Consider the following 20,963-nt stretch of genomic DNA (forward strand, 5'->3'; position numbering starts at 1 on the left):
GGAGCGGCGGGTGGGGGCAGCTCAGCGGGGTTCCGGGTCGTCCAGCGACGGCTCGAGGTGCTCGTGCTTGCCGAAGGTCGGGTTGTGCACCTCGCCGAGGGTGATGTGCACGGCCTGCTGGTCGGTGTAGAAGTCGATCGAGCGGTACCCGCCCTCGTGGCCCAGGCCCGAGGCCTTCACGCCACCGAACGGGGTGCGCAGGTCACGCACGTTGTTCGAGTTGAGCCAGACCATGCCCGCGTCGACGGCCTGGGAGAAGTTGTGCGCCCGCTTGAGGTCGTTGGTCCAGACGTAGGCGGCCAGGCCGTACCGGGTGTCGTTCGCCAGGGCGAGCGCTTCCTCGTCGGTGTCAAACGGGGTGATCGCCACGACCGGGCCGAAGATCTCCTCCTGGAAGATCCGGGCGCTCGGCGGGACGTCGGCGAACACCGTCGGGGCGACGAAGTTCCCCGCGGGGAAGCCCTCGGGGCGGCCGCCGCCGGCGACGAGGCGCCCCTCGCTCTTCCCGATCTCGACGTAGCTCATCACCTTGTCGTAGTGCTCGGGGTGCACGAGGGCGCCGACCTCGGTGTCGGGGTCGTGCGGGAAGCCGACCTTCACGCGCTTCGCCTGCGCGGCGTACCGCTCGACGAACTCGTCGTACACGTCGCGCTGCACGAGGATCCGGCTGCCGGCGGTGCAGCGCTCGCCGTTGAGGGAGAAGACGCCGTAGACGGTCGCGTCGACCGCCGCCTCCAGGTCGGCGTCGGCGAACACGATCGCCGGGGACTTCCCGCCGAGCTCCATCGACAGCCCCTTGAGGAACGGGGCGGCGTTGCCGAAGATGACCTGCCCGGTGCGGCTCTCCCCGGTGAAGGAGATGAGCGGCACGTCGGGGTGCTTCACCAGCGCGTCACCGGCCTCCTCGCCCAGGCCGTTCACCAGGTTGAAGACACCGCTGGGGAGCCCGGCCTCGGCGAAGATCCCCGCCCACAGGGACGCGGACAGCGGCGTGAACTCGGCCGGCTTCAGCACGACCGTGTTGCCGGTGGCGAGCGCCGGGCCCAGCTTCCAGGACTCCAGCATGAACGGCGTGTTCCACGGCGTGATCAGGCCGGCGACGCCGATGGGCTTGCGGTTGACGTAGTTGATCTGCCGCCCCGGCACCTTGAACGTGTCGTCGGCCTGGGCGACGACCAGGTCGGCGAAGAACCGGAAGTTCTCCGCCGCCCGCCGCGCCTGCCCGAGCGCCTGGGTGATGGGCAGGCCGGAGTCGAAGGACTCCAGCTCGGCCAGCCGGGCGTCGCGGGACTCGACGATGTCGGCGATGCGGTGCAGCACCTTCGAGCGCTCACGGGGGAGCATCCGCGGCCAGGGCCCCTCGGTGAAGGCCCGGCGCGCGGCGGTGACGGCCCGGTCGACGTCGGCGGCCTTGCCGGCGGCGGCCTGCAGGTACACCTCGTTCGACACCGGGTCGAGCACGTCGAAGGTCGCACCGTCCGCGGAGTCGACCAGCTCGCCGTCGACGTAGTGCTGGATGCGGGTCGGCAGGTCGGCGGGGACGTGGCCCTGCGCGCCGAGCGTGGCGGTGTCGGTCATGGGGACTCCTCGGAGTGGGGGAGAGGCAACGGCCTCGCGGGGTGGGGGAGCGTCGGGTCAGCCGGGCGGGGGCGCCGTCAGGGCGTCGCTGTCCGGCCGTGGGCCGCGTCGTACCGGGCCCGCCACGCGGCGTTCATCGGGAACAGCCCGTCGACCGGGTGCCCCTCCGCGACCCGAGCGGCGATCCAGGCGTCCTCGTCCTCCTGGGCCAGGGCGGCGTCGACGACCTCCTCGACGAGCGCGGGCGGGATGACGATCACGCCGTCGGCGTCGCCGACGACGACGTCGCCGGGCTGCACCGTGGTGCCGCCGCAGCCGATCGTGACGTCGAGGTCCCACGGCACGTGGCGTCGCCCGAGCACCGCCGGATGCGCGCCGGCGGAGTAGACCGGGATGCCGACGGCGGCGACCGCGTCGTGGTCCCGCACCCCGCCGTCGGTGATGATCGCGGCGGCCCCGCGGGCGTGCGCCCGGATGGCGAGCACGTCACCGAGCGTCCCGGAGCGGGTCTCGCCGCGCGCCTCGATGACGACGACCTCGCCGCTGCCCACCGCGTCGAACGCGCGCTTCTGGGCGTTGTAGCCACCGCCGTGGGAGGCGAACAGGTCCTCCCGGTGGGGCACGAAGCGCAGGGTGCGGGCCGTGCCGACCACCTTGCGGTCCGGGTGCATCGGGCGGACGCCGTCGATCGTGACGTCGTTGAGGCCGCGCTTGCGCAGCTGCTGGGACAGGCCGGCGACCGGGGCCCGCTCCAGCTTGGCCCGCAGCTCGGGGGTCAGCGCGCCAGCGGGGTGCGGCTCAGCGGGGAGTCCGGCGGCCTCGCGCGAGCCCCAGGCCTCGGCGCGCTGCGTGTCGTCCACCGCGGGGAGCGACCCGAGGGACCCGTCGAAGGGCACGGCGCCCTGGGTCACCGTGGTGACGAGCCGCCCCGACGTCGGCGCGCCGGGGGCGCCCGGCGCGTCGACCTCGACCTCGACCACGTCTCCGGGGACCACGACCGAGGACCCCGCGGGGGTGCCGGTGAGGACGACGTCGCCGGCCTCGAGGGTGAGGTGCTGGGACAGGTCGGCCACCAGCTGGGGCAGCGGGAAGAGCAGCCCGGCGGTGGTGTCGTCCTGGGCGAGGTCGCCGTTGACCCACACGCGCACGCGGAGCGCGTCCGGCGCCACGGTCCGTGCGTCGATCAGCTCCGGCCCGATCGGCGTGAAGCCGTCGCCGCCCTTGGAGCGGACGTTCGAGCCGCGGTCGTTCGCGCGCAGGTCGTACAGGCCGAAGTCGTTGCTCGCGGTGACCCAGGCGACGTGCGACCAGGCGTCGGGAACGGAGACCCGGCGGGCGGGCGTGCCGATCACGAGCGCGACCTCGCCCTCGAAGGCCAGCAGCTCGGTGCCTTCGGGCCGCTCGATCGAGCCGCCCGACGCCGCGACCGAGCTCGACGGCTTGAGGAAGTAGGACGGGTGGGCCGGCCGTCGCCCCCGCTGGTCGGCGCGTGAGGGGTAGCTCAGGTGCACCGCGATGATCTTCCCGGGGCGCTGGGGGAGACCGCCGAACCGCGGGTCGGCATCGTCCGGGTGGTTGCCCTCGTCGGTGGTCATCGCCGTCCCTTCGTCACCCGCGAAATCGTATATAGTCCGCTCCGGGGCGGTCAAGGCGTGCCGACGGCTCCGTGCCAGGCAAGTCCGACGACGACGGAGGAACGCTGCCGTGAGCGAGAGTCGCGAGTCCGCCCTGCTGGCCGACGTGCCCGACGGGCTGTTCATCGGGGGGCGATGGCGTGCGGCCGAGGGCGGCCGGACGCTCACGGTCCGCGACCCGGCCACGGGGCAGCCGGTCAAGACGATCGCGGACGCCTCCGTCGCCGACGGCGCCGCGGCGCTGGACGCCGCCGATGCGGCGTTCCCCGCCTGGTCCCGCACACCGCACCGCGAGCGGGCGGAGCTGCTCCGCCGCGCCTTCGACCTGCTGCAGGAGCGCAGGGAGGACGTCGCGCTGCTGATGACCGTCGAGATGGGCAAGCCGCTCGCCGAGGCCCGGGGCGAGGTCACCTACGGCGGGGAGTTCCTCCGGTGGTTCGGTGAGGAGGCGGCGCGGATCCAGGGGCGCTACGGAGCCAACCCCGAGGGCACCGGCCGGATGATCGTCTCGCGGCACGCGGTCGGCCCCTGCTACCTGATCACGCCGTGGAACTTCCCGCTGGCGATGGCCACCCGGAAGATCGCCCCGGCGCTCGCGGCCGGCTGCACCGTGGTGATCAAGCCGGCCGAGCTGACGCCGCTCACGACGCTGTACTTCACCAAGCTCCTGCAGGACGCCGGCCTCCCGGCGGGTGTGGTCAACGTGCTGACCACGTCGCGGAGCGGCGCGGTGTCCGAGCCGATCATCCGCGACCCGCGGCTGCGCAAGCTGTCGTTCACCGGCTCCACCCCGGTCGGGCAGCGGCTGCTGGCGCAGGCCGCGGAGGGGGTGCTCCGCACCTCGATGGAGCTCGGGGGCAACGCGCCGTTCCTGGTGTTCGACGACGCCGACCTGGACCGGGCCGTCGACGGCGCCCTCGCCGCCAAGTTCCGCAACGTCGGTCAGGCGTGCACCGCCGCGAACCGCTTCCTGGTCCACCGCTCGGTCGCCGACGAGTTCGCCGCGCGGGTGACCGAGCGGGTCAGGGAGATGCGGATCGGGCGCGGCACGGAGGAGGGGGTGGTGATCGGCCCGCTCATCGACGACCGTGCCGTGGCCAAGGCCCACGCCCTCGTCACCGACGCGGTCGAGCGCGGCGCCACGGTGCGCACCGGGGGCAGGGAGGTCCCCGGGCCCGGGACCTTCTACGAGCCGACGGTCGTCTCCGACGTCCAGTTCGGATCGGACATCCTCCGCGAGGAGATCTTCGGCCCCGTGCTCGCCATCGTGCCCTTCGACGACGAGGACGAGGCGGTCCGCCTGGCCAACGACACCGAGTACGGCCTGGTCTCCTACGTCTACACCGAGAGCCTCGCCCGGGGACAGCGGATGATCGACCGCCTCGAGACCGGGATGATGGGGCTCAACGTCGGGGTGCTCTCCAACGCGGCCGCGCCCTTCGGCGGCTGGAAGCTCTCGGGGCTGGGCCGCGAGGGCGGCGCGGAGGGCATCGACGAGTACCTGCAGACGAAGTACACGCTGACCGCCGACCCCTACGCCTGACCGCACCCGCCCGTCCGGGCCCGCCCGGACGGGCGGGTCAGGGGAGCACGAAGGTCACGACGAGGTGGCCGTTGAGGGCGATGATCAGGAGGGCGACGACCGAGCCGGTGGCCGTCGTGACCCGCCGGTTGACCCAGCCGCCCATCACGTCCGCGCGGGAGGTCAGCCAGAGCAGGGGCACCAGCGCGAACGGGATGCCGAAGCTCAGCACGACCTGCGACCACACCAGTGCCGTGGTCGGGTCGGCGCCGACCAGCAGCACCGCCAGGGCGGGGGCGAGGGTGATCAGCCGGCGGGCCAGCACGGGGATCTGCCGGCGGAGGAACCCGGCCATCACGACCTGCCCGGCGTGCGTGCCCACCGACGACGAGGCGAAGCCCGAGGCCAGCAGCGCGAGGGCGAACGCCACGGCCGCGCCGGTGCCCAGCTGGTCGCCGAGGCCCGCGTGGATCCCCTCGAGGGTGTCCGCGTCGTCGCCGGCGGTGAACAGCTGGGCGGCGACCACCAGCATCGCGGCGTTGACCAGCCCGGCCACGCCCATGGCGAGCAGCACGTCCAGCCGCTGCGCACGCAGGAGCCCCCCTCGGCCCCGGGCGGTGCGCCCGGCGGAGACCGCGTCGCCGTAGCGGCCCGGGGTGAGCGCGGAGTGCACGTAGATCACGTGCGGCATGACCGTCGCGCCCAGGATGCCCGTGGCCAGGACGATGCTCTCGGCGCCCTGGAAGGAGGGCACCATGCCCCCGGCCGCGCCCGCCACGTCGATGCCGGCGCCGAGCAGCGTGTAGCCGAAGCCCAGGCCCACGACCAGCAGCAGTCCGGCGATCACCCGCTCGAAGGGCCGGTGGCCGCGGGACTGGGCGGCCAGCAGCACGAAGGCGACGACGGCGGTGATCAGCCCGCCGATCGGCAGCGGCACCCCGAACAGCAGGTTCAGCGCGACCGCGCCGCCGACGATCTCGGCGAGGTCGGTGGCGATGGCCACGGCCTCGGCCTGCGCCCACAGCCCCCAGGTGACCGGGCGGGGGAGCCGCTCGCGGCAGTTGGTGGCCAGGTCGCGGCCGGTGGCCAGGCCGAGCTTGGCGGTGAGCGCCTGGATGAGCATCGCCATCAGGTTCGCGGCGACGATCACCCACAGCAGCGTGTAGCCGAAGGAGGCGCCGGCAGAGAAGTTGGTGGCCACGTTGCCGGGGTCGACGTAGGCGACGGCGGCCACGAACGCCGGTCCCAGCAGCGGCCAGATGCGCCGCCGGGAGCGGTGATCGCCCGGGCGCGCCGCCGGGCCGGTCGGCTGACCGGAGGTGACTGTCTCCGACACGGACACCGGCAGGTCCTCTCGACACGTCGTTCCCGCTGGCCCGCAGGCAACGTGCCGAACAACGTATACGATCCCGGGCGCTCCGGGAAGAGGAACCGGACGCCTCGTATACGCTCAGTGCATGGCCTTCGGCGCTCGCGGTGCGGACGATCCCGGGTGATGACCAGCGCTGTCCCCGGGGTGTCGCCGAGCAAGGCGCAGCTCTCCTACGAGTGGATCCGCGAGCAGATCACCAGCGGGCGCTTCACACCCGGCTACCGGCTCGTCCTGGCCCAGATCGCCGGCGAGCTGGGCGTCAGCGTCGTGCCCGTGCGCGAGGCGGTCCGGCTGCTCGAGGCCGAGGGGCTGGTCACCTTCGTGAAGAACGTGGGGGCCCAGGTGGCCCTGGTCGACGAGGCCGAGTACATCAACACGATGCAGACCCTCGCGCTGGTCGAGGGCTACGCGACCGCGCTGGCTGCTCCGCTGCTGTCCGCGGAGACCATCGCCGCGGCGCGCGAGGTGAACGACCAGATGCGCGCGTGCCTGGAGGACTTCGACCCGCACCGGTTCACCGAGCTGAACCGGGCCTTCCACGGCCTGCTGTTCGAGCGGTGCCCGAACCCGCACGTGCAGGACCTCGTGGGACGTGGCTGGAGCCGGCTCGCCGCGCTGCGCGACTCGATCTTCGGTTTCGTCCCCGGCCGCCCGCCCGCCAGCGTGGCCGAGCACGAGGAGATCCTCACGGCGATCGAGGCGGGGGCGGACGTGCTCGAGATCGAGCTCGCGGCACGGCGACACCGGCTCGCGACCCTGCAGGCGTTCCTGGCCGCGCGGTCGTCGGTCGACTGACGACCGCCGGCCGACGCGGGTCAGCCGGCGGCGAGGTGGCGGTAGGCGCTCGGTGAGAGGTCGAACGCCTCCTTGAAGGCGCGGCTGAAGTGGGTCGGGTCGGAGAATCCCCGCCGGGCGGCGAGCGCGGCGACCGTCCTGTCGCTCTGCAGGGGATCGAGCAGGTCGCGCCGGCAGTGCTCCAGGCGACGCGCCCGGATCCAGGCGGCCACCGTGGTCCCCTCGGCGCTGAAGACGTTGTGCAGGTGCCGGGTCGAGATGTGGTGCGCAGCGGCGACCTTGTCCGGGCAGAGGTCCGGGTCGCCGAGGTTGGCCTCGATGTAGGCCCGGATCCGGGTCACCAGTCGGCGGTGCGGGTCGGCCTCGCGGTCGGCGCCGAGCTGTTCCCCCAGCAGCGTCGACACGAGGTCCAGGGCGCTGTGCGCCAGGCGGAGCCCGCTGGGTCCGGACACCTGGTCCATGTGCTGCGCCAGCTGGCTGAGGAACGGGCTGACCACCCGGGCCAGGCCGGCGTCGGCTGCCATCCGCACGGCGGTCAGCTGCCCGATCAGGTCGGCGGGGAGGTCGAGCAGGTCGCGGGGGAACATCAGCACCATCGACTCGACGTCCTCGTCGAAGGCCAGCGTGTAGGGGCGGCTGGTGTCGTAGACCGCGAGGTCTCCCGGGGTCAGGACGGCTTCCCGGCCGTCCTGGACGAGCAGGCACGTCCCCGCCAGCTGCACGCTCAGCTTGACGTGGACCGGCTGCGCCGAGCCGATCAGCGCCTGGGTGCGGCGGACGGTGTGGCTGGCTGCGCTGATCCGGCACAGCGTGGCGTCCCGCAGCTCACGACTCTGCAGCACGGCCCGGAACGGTGCCGGGCGGCGACGGGTGATCGAGAGCGGGACGAAGGAGCGGGACACCAGGTCCTGCCACTCCGTGAAGGACGAGGCGACGGAGACGGCGAGGGCGCCGGCGACGGGCTGCACCATTCTCTTCCCCTGACGGTGACACGGCCCGGCTCGGCCCCGAGCGTGGCGGGCAGCATATACGATCCAGCGCCGGAATCGGGAGGCCGCGAGCGCGCTCCCGCACGGGTCGCCGGCGCACCGCGCACGGCCGTCCGGTGACGGGCGCGACGGCCGTGCGCGGTGCGCCGGGTGTCTCAGGTCGCGCGGAGGGCAGCCACGGCCAGGTCGAGCATCTGCAGCTGGGTCTCCGGCGACGCGGGGGAGCCGGGGAGGAGCGCCAGGACCTGCAGGCCGTAGGCGGTCGCGAGCAGCTGCTCGGCGACGACGGTGTCGGGGGTGGCCACGGTGACGTCGCCGTCGGCACGGCCCTGGGCGAGGAGCGAGGCCAGTTCGTCGCGCCAGTGCTGCGCCGTGGCGTCCATCAACCGGGCGAGCCGGTCGTCGGTGACCATCCGGCTCCAGAAGGGCAGCACGATCCGGGCCTCCGAGCGGGTGAGCTCGGTGGTGGGCAGCACCTCCACGAGGAACGCGCGCAACGCCGCGACCCCCCGCAGGCCGGCGAGGGCGGACCGGATCCGGTCGTTGGTGCGCTCGAACACGAAGAGGTAGGCGGCCTCGACCAGTTCGTCCTTGTTCGCGAAGTACGGTGCGAGCGCGCCGTTGGCGTAGCCGGCCTCACGTGCGATCTCCCGCATCGTGGCGGACTCCGCGCCGCGCGTGGCCATGATGCGCCAGGTGACCTCGAGGATCTCCTGGCGCCGTTCGTCGCGGTCGACCATCTTCGGCATGGGACCCCCGTTCGTCGTCGGCGACCGGAGTCTTCCCCACGGCGGGATCAGCCGTGGCAGCAGCCGTCGTCCGGGCTGTCGCCGCCGCCGGCCGCCCGGGAACGGCAGTGCGAGCTGGCGTTCGGGGGCACGTCGAGGGTCGGGTTCCGGTCGAAGAAGCCGACCGGCTTGAGCCGGAAGCCGGTGTAGTCGACCGGCATGACCGGCCAGTCCTCGGGCCGGGGGACGTGGGTCAGCCCGAAGGTGTGCCAGACGACGAGGTCGGTGCCCTCCAGCTCGCGGTCGCCGGCCACGTACTCCGGGAGACCGGCACCGCCGGCGTGCTGGTTGACGAAGTCCCCGGCGGCGTACCGCTCGGCGGGGTCGTAGCGGGTGACCCACAGGTGCTTGGCGGCGAAGGTGGCCCGGCGGTGGATCGGGCTGCCCGGGTCGGCGAGCAGCGTCGGCTGGCCCTCGGGGAGGAGCGCGTAGGCGACCGGGTCGCCCAGGCGGTTGCGGCTCTGCGGGTTGGTGATGTGCCAGACGCGCCCGATGCTCTGGTCGGCCATCCGCTGTGCCTCGGACTCCCGGCGCAGCGGCGTCCGCTGCTGGCGGAAGGCGTTCCCGCGCGGGTTGTCCGGTCCCATCGGCACCCGGACGAAGTCGAGCTCCTCGACCGTGTTGGTCGGGCCGTCGACCATCATGTCCAGCCGCGCGCTGAACAGGTGCTGGTGGAACGGCGCCCCGAGCCCCGGTGCCAGCTGGGAGGCGTAGGGGTAGCCGGCGCCCGGGTAGGCGGAGGTGAAGACGACGCCGGTGGCCTTGACCTCGAACCCGATGGTTCCGTCGAGGTAGAGGTACCAGTAGAAGCCGTAGTCGTAGTTGCCGATGGTGGTGAAGAAGCTGACCACCATCCGGCGCTGGCGGCGGGTCTCCGCGGAGCCGGCCCACAGGTCGGTGTGCTTCCAGAGGACGCCGAAGTCCTCCTCGTGCATGCAGATGGCGTTGCGGAGGACCTGCGGCGCGCCGAGCTCGTCGGCGATGACGGCGTCCATGTAGGTGATGTCGCCGAGGCAGTCGCAGCCCAGTTCCAGGGCGTTGGCGTAGCGGCCGACCAGGTACTCGCCGGTGTCGAAGTAGTTCTGCCAGGACCGGACGGGGGAGGGGTCGGCGTAGGGCACCACCATCTCGGCGATGGAGGCCCGGTGGATGACCGGCCGCAGCCGGCCGCCGTCGGTGAAGCCGATCTGGTGGAGGGTCAGCCCCTCGCGGGCGTCGAAGCCGACGCGCAGCTGCCAGCCCTCCCAGGTGAGCAGGTTCCCGTCGAGGGTGAAGCTCGGCCCCTCGGGCTGGGTGATCTCGATGGGCTTCTGCGTGGTGCGCATCGGGCCGGTCACGCTGGGGTCGTTGAAGTTGCCCGACTCCTCGGGGACCGGCACCGGGCCGAGGTCGATGACCTGGTCGACGGTCCTGTTGACGACGTCCACGTAGGCGACCAGCCCGTCGATCGGGTGCGCCCACGGGTGGTCGGCGGGGTGGTCCTGGCGGAAGGCGAGGCCGCGCAGGATGCGCCGGCCCTCCTCCTCCGGGTACTCGAAGACCCCGGCGGAGAGCGGGGCGACCCGCACGTCGGCCACGTCGAGCTCGCGGGCGGCCAGCGCGGCCAGCCAGCGCGGGTCGGTGGCGAGCACCTCCTCGACCACGCCGAACTCGGAGTCCAGGACCGGCAGCTGCCCGTCGGTCGCCGCGTCCAGGTCGCGGCGGCTGACCACCTCCCGTCGCGTCAGCGACACGACGACGTCGCGCGCGGCCGGCTGCGCCGCGCCCTCGTGCAGGAGGGCCCGGACGGCCCGGTCCGGGGTGCCCGCGTCCGCGTACAGCACGTCCTTCGGTGGCTCCTCCAGCCCCAGGTAGACGAAGCGGGTCCCGTCGGTGACGAGACCGGCCTCCACGAGCACCGCGCGCGCCTCGACGACCTCGTCCGCGGTCAGCTGGGCGAGCGGGTGGGTGGCGGTCGTCGAACTGGGGACGGTGGTCATGACTCTCCCGATCGTTCGTCTACGCGTGTAGAAAGAAGGCGTGAGTCAGGTTACATCCCGCGCACCGTCGTGGGAAGGTCGTGCCACCACCTCCACCGCGGCCGGGCGGCCGGGCCGCGGTGGGTGGCTGGCGCTGCCGGCCGCCCTCGCGATGGCCGCGTCGGTGGCCGTCCACCTGGTGGCTGCGGCGGGCATGGCCGCCCACTCGACCGTCCACGCGCTCGCCGTGCTCGGCATGGCGGCGCTGTGCGTGCCCTGCCTGGTGCACCTGGTCCTGGTGCCCGGACCACGGGTCTGGCGCCGGGTCGCGGCGTGGTCCGCGGGGATGCTCGCCGGGCACCCGGTGCTCCTGCTCACGGCAGCGCACCCGCACGGGGCGGTGGCGCTCCCGGTGGCGGCCGGCATGGTGCTGGCGCCCGCGCTGGCCCTCGGCACCAGCGTCCTCGCCACCCGGAGCGGGGGGCAGGTGGCGCCCTGCAGCCCGGCGGTGGGTTGCTCGTCTCACCGGGCGGGTCCGGCAGGTGAGCACGTACCCGGCGGCCACCTCGGCGGCGCTGAGCTGGTGGTTGGTCACCAGCTCGACCTCGCAGTCGACGACCCGGGTCCGGCAGATCCCGCACGTGCCGCTCCGGCAGGAGAACGGGACGTCGGCGCCCGCGTCCCGCGCGGCGTCGAGCAGCCAGGTGGACCGGGGCACGGTCGTCACCGTCGCGGCACCGCCGGCCCGCACCCGCACCGTGCTCAGCCCTCCGACGGGCGCCGCCGCGGTGGGTGCGACGGCGAAGAACTCGGTGTGCACCCGCCGGTGCGGCACGCCCGGTGACGCCAGCACCGGCCGCAGCCCGCCCACCAGGCCAGCGGGCCGGCACAGCCACACGCCTGCCATCCGCGGCAGCGGGCCGTCGGCCGCGATCAGGCGGCGCCAGTCGTCCGCCGTCGGGCGGGTCGCACCCGGTGTGCGCGTGCAGACCCGGGTGACGGAGAGCCGCCCGGCGTGCTCCTCGGCCAGCCGGTCGACCTCGGCTCCGAACACCCGGGTCGACGGCGTCCGGTCCACCTGGACCAGCCGGATCCGGGCGCGGACGGCGACCCACCGTCCGGGCCGGAAGGCGAACCGGCCCCGGACGGCGGCCGCCACCTCGAAGGTGACGGCCGCCGCGTGCGGGCCCAGCCGCTCGACCCGGGCGACGGGCAGCGGGTGGGGGATGGGAGAGGCCCAGACCTGCCGGTACACGTCGCTGCGGGTGTCCCCGCCCCACAGCGACTCGTCGTCGAAGCTGGACTGGTCGACCTCCACCGAGTCGATGTGCGAGGCGTCGGACGTGCGGCTGGGTGCCCTGGTGGGGCGGACGGCTGCGGACCCACCGCGCCGGGGGCGGGGCCGCCCCCGGGTCCAGCACCCGGCCCCGCCTGGGTCACCACCGGGTGTCCGGAGGGGCCGCCACCTGCTGGTGCCGGGTCACATGAAGTTGCGGGTGTGCAGCGCGGAGAGCTCGGTGGCCTCGTCGTCGGGGAAGCCGAGCCGGTGCAGCCGCTGCCGCCGGCCGTCGTCCATGGTCGCGTGCAGCCGCTGCACCGCCGCGTGCCCGCGGGCGATCGCCTCCGGCGTCCACTCGCCGGCGGCGAGCACCACGAGGGAGTCGAACACGTCGGCGTTGAGCCCGGCGGTGTCCACCAGCGCGTCGTGCCGGCGTTCGATCGCCGCGCGCAGCCGGCCGCGCAGGGTCGGGTCCAGCGCGCCCTCGTGCTCCAGGTGCGCGACGCCGAAGGCGACGTGCCGCGCCTCGTCGACCCGCGCCAGCCGGGTCACCTGCCGGGTCACCGGGTCGGGGGCGTGCTCGTCGAGGAAGCCGAGCAGCGACAGGAAGCTGCCCTCGCCGAGCACCGAGAGCAGGAACGAGGCCAGGGAGAAGTCGGCCTCGTTGAGCAGCGAGTTCAGCGACTCCCGCCCGCCGGCCGAGGAGGTGCCCAGCTGCCCACCGGTCATCAGCGCGCGACGGGTGAACACCTCCATGTGCCGGGCCTCGTCCGCCGCCTGGACGGCGAGCAGCTGCAGCACTTCCCGGAAGTGCGGGTGCACCCGTGCCAGCAGCCGCGCCGGGATGACGAGCGCGGCCTGCTCGTTCTCCACCAGGTACGTCATCACCTGCACGACGGCCGCCTCGACCTCGTCGGTGAGCGGCTCGGGGATCGTCCAGTCGACGGCGGTGGCCGGGTCCCACTGGGCGGCCGCGGCGTGCGCGTACAGCCGGGGTGCGAGGTCGGCCCAGACGACGTCGCGGTCGGCGATGTCGAACCCCGGTGCCGGCCCACCGGCCTCGACGAGGGCCCCGCGGGCGGCCAGGCCCCAGTGCGCGGGCGGGCGCCGGACGACGCCCTGCGGGGACGGGTCCCCGGCCCGCTCGGCGCCGGCCCAGCGCAGCTGCTCGGCGTCCCCGCGCACGACGTCGTACCCGCCGTCGGGGTCGACGCCGAAGCCGTGGCCCTCCGACCGGCACCAGGCGCGCAGGTGCACCCCCAGGGCCGGGTCGTCGCCACGCACCCGCAGCCGCCCCCGATCGGCACCCCGCGCAGGCCGCGCCGCACCAGCAGGTGGGCGCCGGCGTCGAAGCCCAGCCGGTGCAGGTCGACCAGCGCCGCCGGGGTGCTCACGGCCGGTACCCCAGGGCCAGCACGCTCCCGTCGGGTCCGTAGAAGCCCGACTCGTCGACGGCGGTGGACAGCGGGCCGAAGCCGCTGGTGCGCCCCACCCGCCACTGGCGCAGCCCCTCCAGGTCCAGCAGCGGGCGCACGACCGGGTCGCCGTAGGACATCGACAGGAGCAGCTCGACGAACCGGTCGGCCAGCCCGGGTGGGGCGGTGTCGACGATCGCCATCGTGCAGTGGTCGAACACCGGGGTCTGGGCCAGCACGCGGGTGGCCCCGGCCGGCAGCACCCCCTCCTGGGTGAAGAGCAGGTGGTTGCCGTCGATCATGCAGGCGGCGTCGACCTCGCCGGCCATCAGCGCGCGGGCCGCGTCCCGCTCGCCGCCGACGTGGTCACCGTGCAGACCGACGCCCACGTCGAACCGGCGCACGGTCACGTCGGCGGTGTCCAGCCCCTGCCCGCGCAGGAAGGACAGCGGGAGCAGCGTCGCCTGCGGCGAGTCGACGGCGCCGGTGCCCACGGTGCGGCCGCTCAGCTCGGCGACGGCCCCGATGCCGGAGTCGGCGCGGACCACCACGACCGAGGTCAGGTCCTGGTCGGTGTCGCGCATGACCGCCGAGCGGACGCGGCGGCCCCGGGCGGCAGCCAGGCGCTCGGCGCGCACCCAGGCCAGCGGGGAGTTCCAGGCGGCGTCCAGCGACCCGGCGACCAGGTCCTCGACCTGCCGCTCGTAGTTCGAGTAGAGGACGAAGTCGAAGGGCAGGCCGGCGTCGGCGAGCCAGGCGCGGAACCCCGCCCAGATGGTGACCACCTTCGGGTCGTAGGCGACTGCGCCCATCACCAGCACGTCGCCGGGCATCAGGCGGCACCGTCCTGGTCGGCCGCGGCGTCGAACAGCGGGAGGCCGAGGCTGAGCCGGCCGACGAAGTCGTGCAGTGCGGCGGTGGTGGGGGCCATCACCCGGGCGGCCAGCGAGTCGCGGAACCGGCGTTCGACCCCCAGCTCCTTGCGGAAGGCGGCGCCGCCGCACAGCCTCATCACCCCGTCGGCGACCTCGGCGGCGGCCTCGGCGGCCACCGCCTTGACCTCCAGCACCCGCAGCGTCGCGTCCGGGCGGCCGGCGCCCAACGCGGCGAGCGTGTCGGCGAGGAACGCCCGGACGCCGTCGACCCGCAGCTTGAGCCGGGCGAACTCGGCGCGGGGGAGCGGCTGCTCGGCCAGGGTGACACCCAGGTGCTCGAGCCGGGTGCGGGTGAGGTGGGCGACGGCGTCGGCGAGCAGGGCCTCCATCAGGCCGAGGGAGAAGGCGGCGTTGCCGACGAGGAAGGTCGGCAGCACGGTGCCGAGCGCGATGTCCAGGCCGGCGCCGTCCGGACCGAGCTGCGCCGACGCGGGGACGAGCGCACCGGCGGCCCGCACCGGCCGGGAGCTGTTGCCGCGCAGGCCCACGCCGTCGAAGTCGCCGGCCACGGTGACCTCGGGGGTGTCGGACGGCACGAGCCACAGGGTCATCGGGCCGGGCGCGGCCAGTGGCCGGCTCGACCAGACGTAGCTGTCGGCCTCGCCGGCGGAGGTCACCCAGCTCTTGGCCGCGTCCAGCCGCACCCGGTCCCCGTCGGCGGCGGCGCTGCCCAGCGGCGTCCAGAAGTGGCTGCGCGACCCGGACTCGGAGAACGCCAGCGTGCTCAGGTGCTCGCCGCGGGCCACCGCCCGGCGGACGTCCTCGGGGCCGTGGGCCTCCAGGGCAGCGGTGGCCGCGTAGTGCATCAGCAGCACCATGCCGGTCGAGCCGTCCGCGGCGGCGACCTGCTCGACCACCTGCGCCACGTCGGCCAGCGTGCCGCCGGCCCCGCCGACCTCCGGCGCGCTGAGCAGGCCGAGCGCGCCCGCCCGGGCCAGTGCGTCGATGCCCTCCCGGGGGAAGCTCCCGGTCGCGTCGACCGTCGCGGCGGCGGGGGCGATCGTCTCGGTGACGACGGCGGTGACGCGGGTCAGGAGCTCCGGTCCGGGTGGGTTCGCAACGGTGATCATGACCCGATCCTGCCGTGCGGCGTCCCGCCCGCCCACCCCGGTTTCCGGTCGGTCCGGTCCGGACGCCGGGGACCGCTGGCAACCGTCCGGGCCGGTCGCGACGGGGCTGGTCACCGGCGAGCACTAACCTGATCCGCGAGGTGGAGGGGGAGCGGGGATGACGAGGGCGGACGACCAGGCGGCCGGGGTCCCGGCGGGGCCGGCGACGGCAGCCGGTCGGGCGGGGCAGTGGGACCGGGACCAGCTCGGCGACCGCGTGTTCACCCTGCCCAACGCCCTCTCGGTGCTGCGGTTGCTCGGGGTCCCGCTGTTCCTCTGGCTGCTGCTGGGCCCGGAGGCCGACGGCTGGGCCGTCCTCGTGCTGATGGTCGCCGGGTTCACCGACTGGGCCGACGGGAAGCTGGCGCGGGGGCTGGGCCAGGCCAGCCGGCTCGGCGCGCTGCTCGACCCGGCCGCCGACCGGCTCTACATCGTCGCCACCCTGGTCGCCTTCGCGCTCCGCGAGGTCGTCCCGCTGTGGGTGGTGCTGGCCCTGCTGGGGCGGGAGGTCGTGCTCGGGGTGACCCTGCTGGCGCTGCGCCGTCGCGGGTGGCCGCCGCTGCAGGTGCACTACCTCGGCAAGGCCGCCACGTTCCTGCTGCTGTACGCCTTCCCCCTGCTGCTGCTGGCCGACGGCGAGGGCGCGCTGGCCTCGGCCGCGCGCCCGGTCGCCTACGCGCTCACCGTCTGGGGCGGCGCGCTCTACGTCCTGGCCGGGGCCTTCTACGTCGTGCAGGCCGTCGGGCTGCTGCGCGGCGAGCGGCGCGGCGGGGCCCGGCGATGAGCGCACCGCCGCGGGGCCCCCGCTCACTGGGCTCCTCCCTGCTGGACCAGGTGCTCGCCGAGACGCTCGACCCCTCCTACGCGGAGGCCGCCGCCGCGCGGGCGGCCCGTGCGGCCGCCCAGCCCGGGCCCGGCGGCCCCGGCCGCGTCGCCGGCGGGGGCAGGTGCTGGTCGCCGCCACGCTCGCGGTGGCCGGCTTCCTCGCCGCGGTCACCTACCGCGAGGCCGCCGCCGGCGCCCAGGGCCGCGAGGTGGTGCGCGAGGCGCTGCGCGAGGACGTCCTCGACCGGTCGGAGACCACCGACGAGCTGGCCGTCCAGCTGGAGCGGCTGACCGGCGAGGTCGCCGACGCCCGGGAGGCCGCACTGGCGGCCAGCGTGGTCGGCCAGCGCGCGCTGGACCGGCTGGCGGTGGCCGAGCAGCAGGCGGGCACGGTGCCGGTCGAGGGCCCCGGCGTCGTGGTGACCCTGGGCAACGCGCCCCCGACGGCGGACAGCGACCCGGTGGGCGGGTCCGAGGAGGTCGAGTTCGCCGGCATCGTGCAGGACCGCGACCTCCAGCAGCTGGTGAACGCCCTGTGGTCCGTCGGCGCCGAGGCGATCAGCATCAACGGTCAGCGGCTGGGCCCGACCTCGGCCATCCGGCAGGCCGGCGACGCCGTCCTCGTGGACTTCCGCCCGCTGGCCAGCCCGTACGAGGTGTCGGCGATCGGCGACCCGGACACGCTGACCCGGGACCTGCTGAGCACGCCGGAGGCCACGCTGCTGGCGCAGTACACCCTCGACTTCGGCATCGTGTTCGAGTACGTCCGCGAGGACTCCCTGGAGCTGCCGGCGGGCACCGGCGCCGAGCTGCGGCACGCGACGGTGCTCGACCCGCCCACCGGCTCGGGCTCGTCCGCGCCCTCGACCCCCAGCGACGGAGGCTGACGCGTGATCCCGATCATCGGACTGGCGATCGGTGTGGTGCTGGGGCTGGTGCTGGACCCGAGCGTCCCGCTCTGGCTGCAGCCCTACCTGCCGATCGCCGTCGTCGCCGCGCTGGACGCGGTCTTCGGTGGGGTGCGCGCCCGGTTCGACGGCATCTTCGACGCCAAGGTCTTCGTGATCTCGTTCGTCTCCAACGTCGTCGTCGCCGCGCTGATCGTCTTCCTCGGTGACCAGCTCGGCGTCGGGGCGCAGCTGTCCACCGCCGTGGTCGTCGTCCTCGGCATCCGGATCTTCGGCAACGCGGCGGCGATCCGCCGCCACCTGTTCCGGGCGTGACCGAGCCCAGCCCGGCGCCGGGCACCCCGCCGGCGGACGGGCCGCCCGGCCCGACCCCGCTGCCGGCCCCGTGGCGGGGGCGGTTGGTCCGCGGGCGCCGGGGTCTGGTGGCCGCCGGCCTGATCAGCGTCCTGACCCTGCTGCTGGGCTTCGCCTTCGCGGTCCAGGTCCGCAGCGCCGACACGGCGGCCGCGCTGGCCGGCCAGCGGGAGGAGGACCTGGTCCGCATCCTCGACGACCTCACCTCCCGCGAGCAGCGGTTGCGTCAGCAGCTCGAGGACCAGCGGACCGCGCAGGAGCAGCTGGGGAGCGCCGACAGCGCGTCGGCGGCCGCCCTGGCCGAGGCCCGGGAGCGCTCCCGGACCCTCGGGCTGCTCAACGGGACGCTCGCGGCGCAGGGACCGGGGCTGGAGATCAGCATCGCCGACGCCGGCGACCGGATCGGGCCGGCCGACCTGATCAACCTGGTCCACGAACTCCGCGCCGCGGGCGCCGAGACGATGCAGATCGACGGGGTGCGGATCGGGGCCGACAGCGAGGTCACCGGCACCGCCGGGGACCTGTCCGTCGACGGCACGCCCGTGGAGGAGCCCTACACGGTGCTGGTCATCGGGCCCCCGCAGTCGATGGAGACCGCGCTGAAGATCCCCAACGGCTCGGTCGACCGGCTGACCCGGCGGCTGGGCACGGTCGCCATCCGGCAGTCCGACCTGGTGGTGGTCGACGCGTTGCGGCCGGTGCGCACGCCTCAATACGCTGAGCCGTCCGACTCGGACTGACCCCACCGCGGGGCGCCGTGCCGGCAGCCCGCGACCGACAGGAGCTGCCGCATGACCACCCCCGACGACCGTCGTTACACCGACCAGCACGAGTGGGCGCTGGTCCACCGGGCCGACGGCGGCGCGACGGTGGTCCGGGTCGGCCTCACCGACCACGCGCAGAGCGCGCTCGGGGACATCGTGTACGTCCAGCTGCCCGCCGTGGGCGACGACGTGGCGCCGGGGGCCCCGATCGGCGAGGTCGAGTCCACCAAGTCGGTGTCGGACGTCTACTCGCCGGTGGCCGGGGTCGTGAGCGCGGTCAACGACGCGCTGGCCGACACCCCGGAGACGGTCAACGGCGATCCCTACGGCGCCGGCTGGCTGGTGGAGGTCACCGTCTCCGGTGGCACCGGCGACCCGACCGAGGGCCTGCTCGACGCCGCGGCCTACCAGGCGCTCGTGGACGCCTCCTGAGCGCGCTGCCGGCGGGCTGAACGCGGCCCGGGCCCCTCCCGTCCCGCCACCGCGGGACGCGATCACTATCATCACCGCAGAGGTCGGGCGCTGCACCTGAGCGGCCGCACTCTCACCCTGTACGTGCGGTTGACCCTCGGGTCGGCCGCTGGTTCCATGATCCCCGGCCCGACCGCGACCCCGCGGTGGCCGACCAGCGACGGGCCGTCCGGCTCGTCGTCCGCCGGCCGACCGCGGCCCTCCAGGCCGCGGCGGTGCCGCCTGCACCGGAGGAGACCGACGTGCTCTGCACTCGATGTGGCCACCAGAACCCCGAGGGCAGCCGCTTCTGCGCCCAGTGCGGGGCGGCGCTGAGCCAGGAGCGCGTCGGAGAGTCGACCAGCATCATCCCGAAGGTCGGCGGGGAGGACTCCGGGGAGCAGGCCGAGGCGGTCGACACCACCGCCGACGCCCACGCCGGCGCCGTCGAGTCGCTGCCGGCCGGGTCGGCCCTGCTGGTGGTCAAGCGCGGGCCGAACGCCGGCAGCCGGTTCCTGCTGGACCAGGAGGTCACCACCGCCGGCCGGCACCCGGACTCCGACATCTTCCTCGACGACGTGACCGTCAGCCGGCGGCACGTGGAGTTCCACCGCGAGGGCGGCGGCTTCACCGTGCACGACGTCGGCAGCCTCAACGGCACCTACGTCAACCGCGAGCCGGTCGACGTGGCCTCGCTGGCCGGCGGCGACGAGGTGCAGATCGGCAAGTTCCGGCTGGTCTACCTGACCGGGCCCCGCACCGGCGAGACCGCCGGCGCCTGACCCGGCCGCGTCGCCCGGCGCCCGCTGGCGCCGGGCGGCGCACTGCCGCGGACGAGAGCCGCGGACGACGACCGCGGACGAGGCCGCGAACGAGGGAACGAGGGGCGGGTCGGGACGATGAGCGCGGTGCCCCGGCGGGACACCGGGGGCAACGGTGCCCTGCTGACGATCGGCGAGGTGCTCGCGGCGCTGCGCGGTGACTTCCCGGACGTCACGATCAGCAAGATCCGGTACCTGGAGTCCGAGCAGCTGGTGCACCCGCAGCGCACCCCCTCGGGCTACCGGAAGTTCTCCGCCGCCGACGTGGCCCGGCTGCGCTACGTGCTCGCCGCCCAGCGCGACCAGTACCTCCCGCTGCGGGTGATCAAGGAACACCTCGAGGCGCTGGACCGGGGTGAGCCGCTGCCCGGGCAGGCGGAGTCCGGGGCCGGGCCGGCCACCGACGAGGCCCTCGCGGCCGCCGGGCCCATGCCGGCGGCCGAGTTCGCCGAGGCCGCCGGCGTGGACGAGCGGCAGCTCGCGGACTTCGTCCAGTTCGGGCTGGTGGGCACCGACCGGCGCGGCCGGCTGCAGGCCGTCGACCTGCCGGTGGCGCGGGCGGCCGCCGCCCTGGCCCGGCACGGCCTGGAGGCGCGGCACCTGCGTGCCTGGCGCACCGGGGCCGACCGGGAGGCAGCGCTGCTGGAGCAGCTGGTGGCCCCGGTGCTGCGTGCGCGCTCGGACGAGGCCCGTGGCCGGGCCACCGAGCAGGTGCAGGAGCTGGCCGGGCTGTCCGCCCAGCTGCACACCGCCCTGCTGGAGGCCCGGCTGCGCGAGGTCCTCGGCGGCTGAGGCGGCAGGGGCCCTGGCGTACCGTTGGCCGCAGCGGAGCGCCGCGGACACCGGCCCGGGCGGGCCGTCGTCGGCACGGTCCGGGCAGGTCAGCAGAGCGGGAGGGGAGCCAGCCGTGCAGGAGCTCAGAGTCGTCGGCGTCCGGGTCGAACTGCCCGGCAACCAGCCGATCCTGCTGCTGAAGGAGACCCAGGGGGAGCGCTACCTCCCGATCTGGATCGGTGCGGTGGAAGCGGCCGCGATCGCCTACGAGCAGCAGGGGGTGCGCCCGGCCCGGCCGATGACGCACGACCTGCTCAAGGACGTCGTCGCCGCGCTGGGGGCCAGCCTCGAGGCGGTGCACATCACCGAGATGCGCGACGGCATCTACATCGCCGAGCTGCAGCTGGGGGAGGGGCGCACCGTCAGCGCCCGTCCCTCCGACGCCGTCGCCCTCGCCGTCCGCACCGGGGCACCGATCTTCGGTGCGGAGACGCTGCTCGACGAGGTCGGCATCGAGATCCCCGACGAGCAGGAGGACGAGGTGGAGAAGTTCCGCGAGTTCCTCGACAACATCAGCCCGGAGGACTTCGGCGCCGGTTCGGGTTCGGGCGGGGCGCCCTCCTGAGGGGTCACGTCACGGGCTGGGACTGCCGAGGTGGATGGTGCCACCCCTCCGGGTGAGCACCACGACAC

At 74.6% G+C, this 20,963-nt stretch carries 20 protein-coding genes; 10 read left to right on the plus strand and 10 right to left on the minus strand.

All coding sequences use genetic code 11. From position 1 onward, the window contains the following. Positions 1–21 precede the first annotated feature (21 nt). Together hpaE and JD78_RS06325 are read right to left on the minus strand one after the other, a co-directional pair. On the minus strand, positions 22–1,578 hold the full coding sequence (gene hpaE, locus JD78_RS06320) for a 5-carboxymethyl-2-hydroxymuconate semialdehyde dehydrogenase (RefSeq protein WP_153360972.1): 1,557 nt from the start codon (positions 1,576–1,578) through the stop codon (positions 22–24). Positions 1,579–1,655: 77 nt separating this feature from the next. Beyond that, complete coding sequence (locus tag JD78_RS06325; protein WP_153360973.1) at positions 1,656–3,173, minus strand: fumarylacetoacetate hydrolase family protein; 1,518 nt, start codon at positions 3,171–3,173, stop codon at positions 1,656–1,658. Positions 3,174–3,282: 109 nt separating this feature from the next. On the opposite strand from JD78_RS06325, the gene JD78_RS06330 reads away from it, so the two are divergent. Continuing rightward, positions 3,283–4,755 carry an NAD-dependent succinate-semialdehyde dehydrogenase gene (locus tag JD78_RS06330; RefSeq protein ID WP_153360974.1) on the plus strand — a complete coding sequence of 491 codons (1,473 nt, stop codon included), beginning with the start codon at positions 3,283–3,285 and terminating at the stop codon, positions 4,753–4,755. A gap of 37 nt (positions 4,756–4,792) precedes the next feature. Here the strand turns inward: JD78_RS06330 and JD78_RS06335 are convergent, their stop codons facing one another. Beyond that, positions 4,793–6,076 (minus strand): Nramp family divalent metal transporter, encoded by a 1,284-nt coding sequence (locus JD78_RS06335; RefSeq protein ID WP_243730988.1) that lies wholly within the window; start codon positions 6,074–6,076, stop codon positions 4,793–4,795. Between the two features lie 153 nt (positions 6,077–6,229). On the opposite strand from JD78_RS06335, the gene JD78_RS06340 reads away from it, so the two are divergent. After that, positions 6,230–6,901, plus strand: a complete 672-nt coding sequence (locus JD78_RS06340; RefSeq protein WP_194290542.1) for a GntR family transcriptional regulator — start codon at positions 6,230–6,232, stop codon at positions 6,899–6,901. 20 nt (positions 6,902–6,921) lie between these two features. On the opposite strand, the gene JD78_RS06345 is transcribed toward JD78_RS06340, so the two are convergent. From JD78_RS06345 to JD78_RS06375, 7 genes are all read right to left on the minus strand, one after another. Beyond that, positions 6,922–7,872 (minus strand): AraC-like ligand-binding domain-containing protein, encoded by a 951-nt coding sequence (locus tag JD78_RS06345; RefSeq protein WP_153361883.1) that lies wholly within the window; start codon positions 7,870–7,872, stop codon positions 6,922–6,924. Between the two features lie 173 nt (positions 7,873–8,045). Further along, positions 8,046–8,630, minus strand: coding sequence for a TetR/AcrR family transcriptional regulator (locus JD78_RS06350; RefSeq protein ID WP_228395343.1), 585 nt, complete (start codon positions 8,628–8,630; stop codon positions 8,046–8,048). A 56-nt stretch (positions 8,631–8,686) separates the two neighbouring features. Continuing rightward, entirely contained in the window at positions 8,687–10,657 is a 1,971-nt protein-coding gene (locus JD78_RS06355; RefSeq protein WP_153361885.1) for a primary-amine oxidase, read from the minus strand. A 19-nt stretch (positions 10,658–10,676) separates the two neighbouring features. Next, a complete protein-coding gene (locus JD78_RS22530) occupies positions 10,677–11,954 on the minus strand; it encodes a 2Fe-2S iron-sulfur cluster-binding protein (RefSeq protein WP_153361886.1) in 1,278 nt (425 codons plus the stop codon). Positions 11,955–12,116: 162 nt separating this feature from the next. Beyond that, entirely contained in the window at positions 12,117–13,199 is a 1,083-nt protein-coding gene (locus JD78_RS06365) for a ferritin-like domain-containing protein (protein ID WP_208104006.1), read from the minus strand. Positions 13,200–13,305: 106 nt separating this feature from the next. Beyond that, a complete protein-coding gene (locus tag JD78_RS06370; protein WP_153361888.1) occupies positions 13,306–14,163 on the minus strand; it encodes a phosphate/phosphite/phosphonate ABC transporter substrate-binding protein in 858 nt (285 codons plus the stop codon). After that, positions 14,163–15,335 (minus strand): acyl-CoA dehydrogenase family protein, encoded by a 1,173-nt coding sequence (locus JD78_RS06375; RefSeq protein ID WP_153361889.1) that lies wholly within the window; start codon positions 15,333–15,335, stop codon positions 14,163–14,165. Before JD78_RS06375 ends, JD78_RS06370 begins: the two co-directional genes overlap by 1 nt. A gap of 157 nt (positions 15,336–15,492) precedes the next feature. On the opposite strand from JD78_RS06375, the gene clsA reads away from it, so the two are divergent. The 8 genes from clsA to JD78_RS06415 all read left to right on the plus strand — a co-directional run bounded on the left by clsA (position 15,493) and on the right by JD78_RS06415 (position 20,895). After that, positions 15,493–16,158 (plus strand): cardiolipin synthase ClsA, encoded by a 666-nt coding sequence (gene clsA, locus JD78_RS06380; protein WP_153361890.1) that lies wholly within the window; start codon positions 15,493–15,495, stop codon positions 16,156–16,158. Between the two features lie 163 nt (positions 16,159–16,321). Further along, positions 16,322–17,086 carry a DUF881 domain-containing protein gene (locus JD78_RS06385; RefSeq protein WP_243730989.1) on the plus strand — a complete coding sequence of 255 codons (765 nt, stop codon included), beginning with the start codon at positions 16,322–16,324 and terminating at the stop codon, positions 17,084–17,086. Positions 17,087–17,089: 3 nt separating this feature from the next. Next, a complete protein-coding gene (locus JD78_RS06390; RefSeq protein WP_153361892.1) occupies positions 17,090–17,422 on the plus strand; it encodes a small basic family protein in 333 nt (110 codons plus the stop codon). Further along, entirely contained in the window at positions 17,419–18,201 is a 783-nt protein-coding gene (locus JD78_RS06395; RefSeq protein WP_153361893.1) for a DUF881 domain-containing protein, read from the plus strand. Before JD78_RS06390 ends, JD78_RS06395 begins: the two co-directional genes overlap by 4 nt. Before the next feature lie 51 nt (positions 18,202–18,252). Then, on the plus strand, positions 18,253–18,657 hold the full coding sequence (gene gcvH, locus JD78_RS06400) for a glycine cleavage system protein GcvH (protein WP_153361894.1): 405 nt from the start codon (positions 18,253–18,255) through the stop codon (positions 18,655–18,657). Between the two features lie 185 nt (positions 18,658–18,842). Beyond that, on the plus strand, positions 18,843–19,457 hold the full coding sequence (odhI, locus tag JD78_RS06405; RefSeq protein WP_279526830.1) for an oxoglutarate dehydrogenase inhibitor Odhl: 615 nt from the start codon (positions 18,843–18,845) through the stop codon (positions 19,455–19,457). 117 nt (positions 19,458–19,574) lie between these two features. Further along, positions 19,575–20,288: a transcriptional regulator FtsR gene (gene ftsR / locus JD78_RS06410; protein ID WP_153361895.1), complete on the plus strand. Its 714-nt coding sequence runs from the start codon at positions 19,575–19,577 to the stop codon at positions 20,286–20,288. A 115-nt stretch (positions 20,289–20,403) separates the two neighbouring features. Continuing rightward, positions 20,404–20,895, plus strand: a complete 492-nt coding sequence (locus tag JD78_RS06415) for a bifunctional nuclease family protein (protein ID WP_153361896.1) — start codon at positions 20,404–20,406, stop codon at positions 20,893–20,895. The last annotated feature ends 68 nt before the right edge of the window (positions 20,896–20,963 follow it).

It is taken from the genome of Modestobacter roseus, from assembly GCF_007994135.1.
Lineage (GTDB): Bacteria > Actinomycetota > Actinomycetes > Mycobacteriales > Geodermatophilaceae > Modestobacter > Modestobacter roseus.

Bases quoted from the DNA above. Each gene is read 5' to 3' on its own strand.
- hpaE (WP_153360972.1), bottom strand. From the start codon at position 1,578: ATGACCGACACCGCCACGCTCGGCGCGCAGGGCCACGTCCCCGCCGAC.
- JD78_RS06325 (WP_153360973.1), bottom strand. From the start codon at position 3,173: ATGACCACCGACGAGGGCAACCACCCGGACGATGCCGACCCGCGGTTC.
- JD78_RS06340 (WP_194290542.1), top strand. From the start codon at position 6,230: ATGACCAGCGCTGTCCCCGGGGTGTCGCCGAGCAAGGCGCAGCTCTCC.
- JD78_RS06345 (WP_153361883.1), bottom strand. From the start codon at position 7,872: ATGGTGCAGCCCGTCGCCGGCGCCCTCGCCGTCTCCGTCGCCTCGTCC.
- JD78_RS06350 (WP_228395343.1), bottom strand. From the start codon at position 8,630: ATGGTCGACCGCGACGAACGGCGCCAGGAGATCCTCGAGGTCACCTGG.
- JD78_RS06355 (WP_153361885.1), bottom strand. From the start codon at position 10,657: ATGACCACCGTCCCCAGTTCGACGACCGCCACCCACCCGCTCGCCCAG.
- JD78_RS06370 (WP_153361888.1), bottom strand. From the start codon at position 14,163: ATGCCCGGCGACGTGCTGGTGATGGGCGCAGTCGCCTACGACCCGAAG.
- JD78_RS06375 (WP_153361889.1), bottom strand. From the start codon at position 15,335: ATGATCACCGTTGCGAACCCACCCGGACCGGAGCTCCTGACCCGCGTC.
- clsA (WP_153361890.1), top strand. From the start codon at position 15,493: ATGACGAGGGCGGACGACCAGGCGGCCGGGGTCCCGGCGGGGCCGGCG.
- gcvH (WP_153361894.1), top strand. From the start codon at position 18,253: ATGACCACCCCCGACGACCGTCGTTACACCGACCAGCACGAGTGGGCG.
- ftsR (WP_153361895.1), top strand. From the start codon at position 19,575: ATGAGCGCGGTGCCCCGGCGGGACACCGGGGGCAACGGTGCCCTGCTG.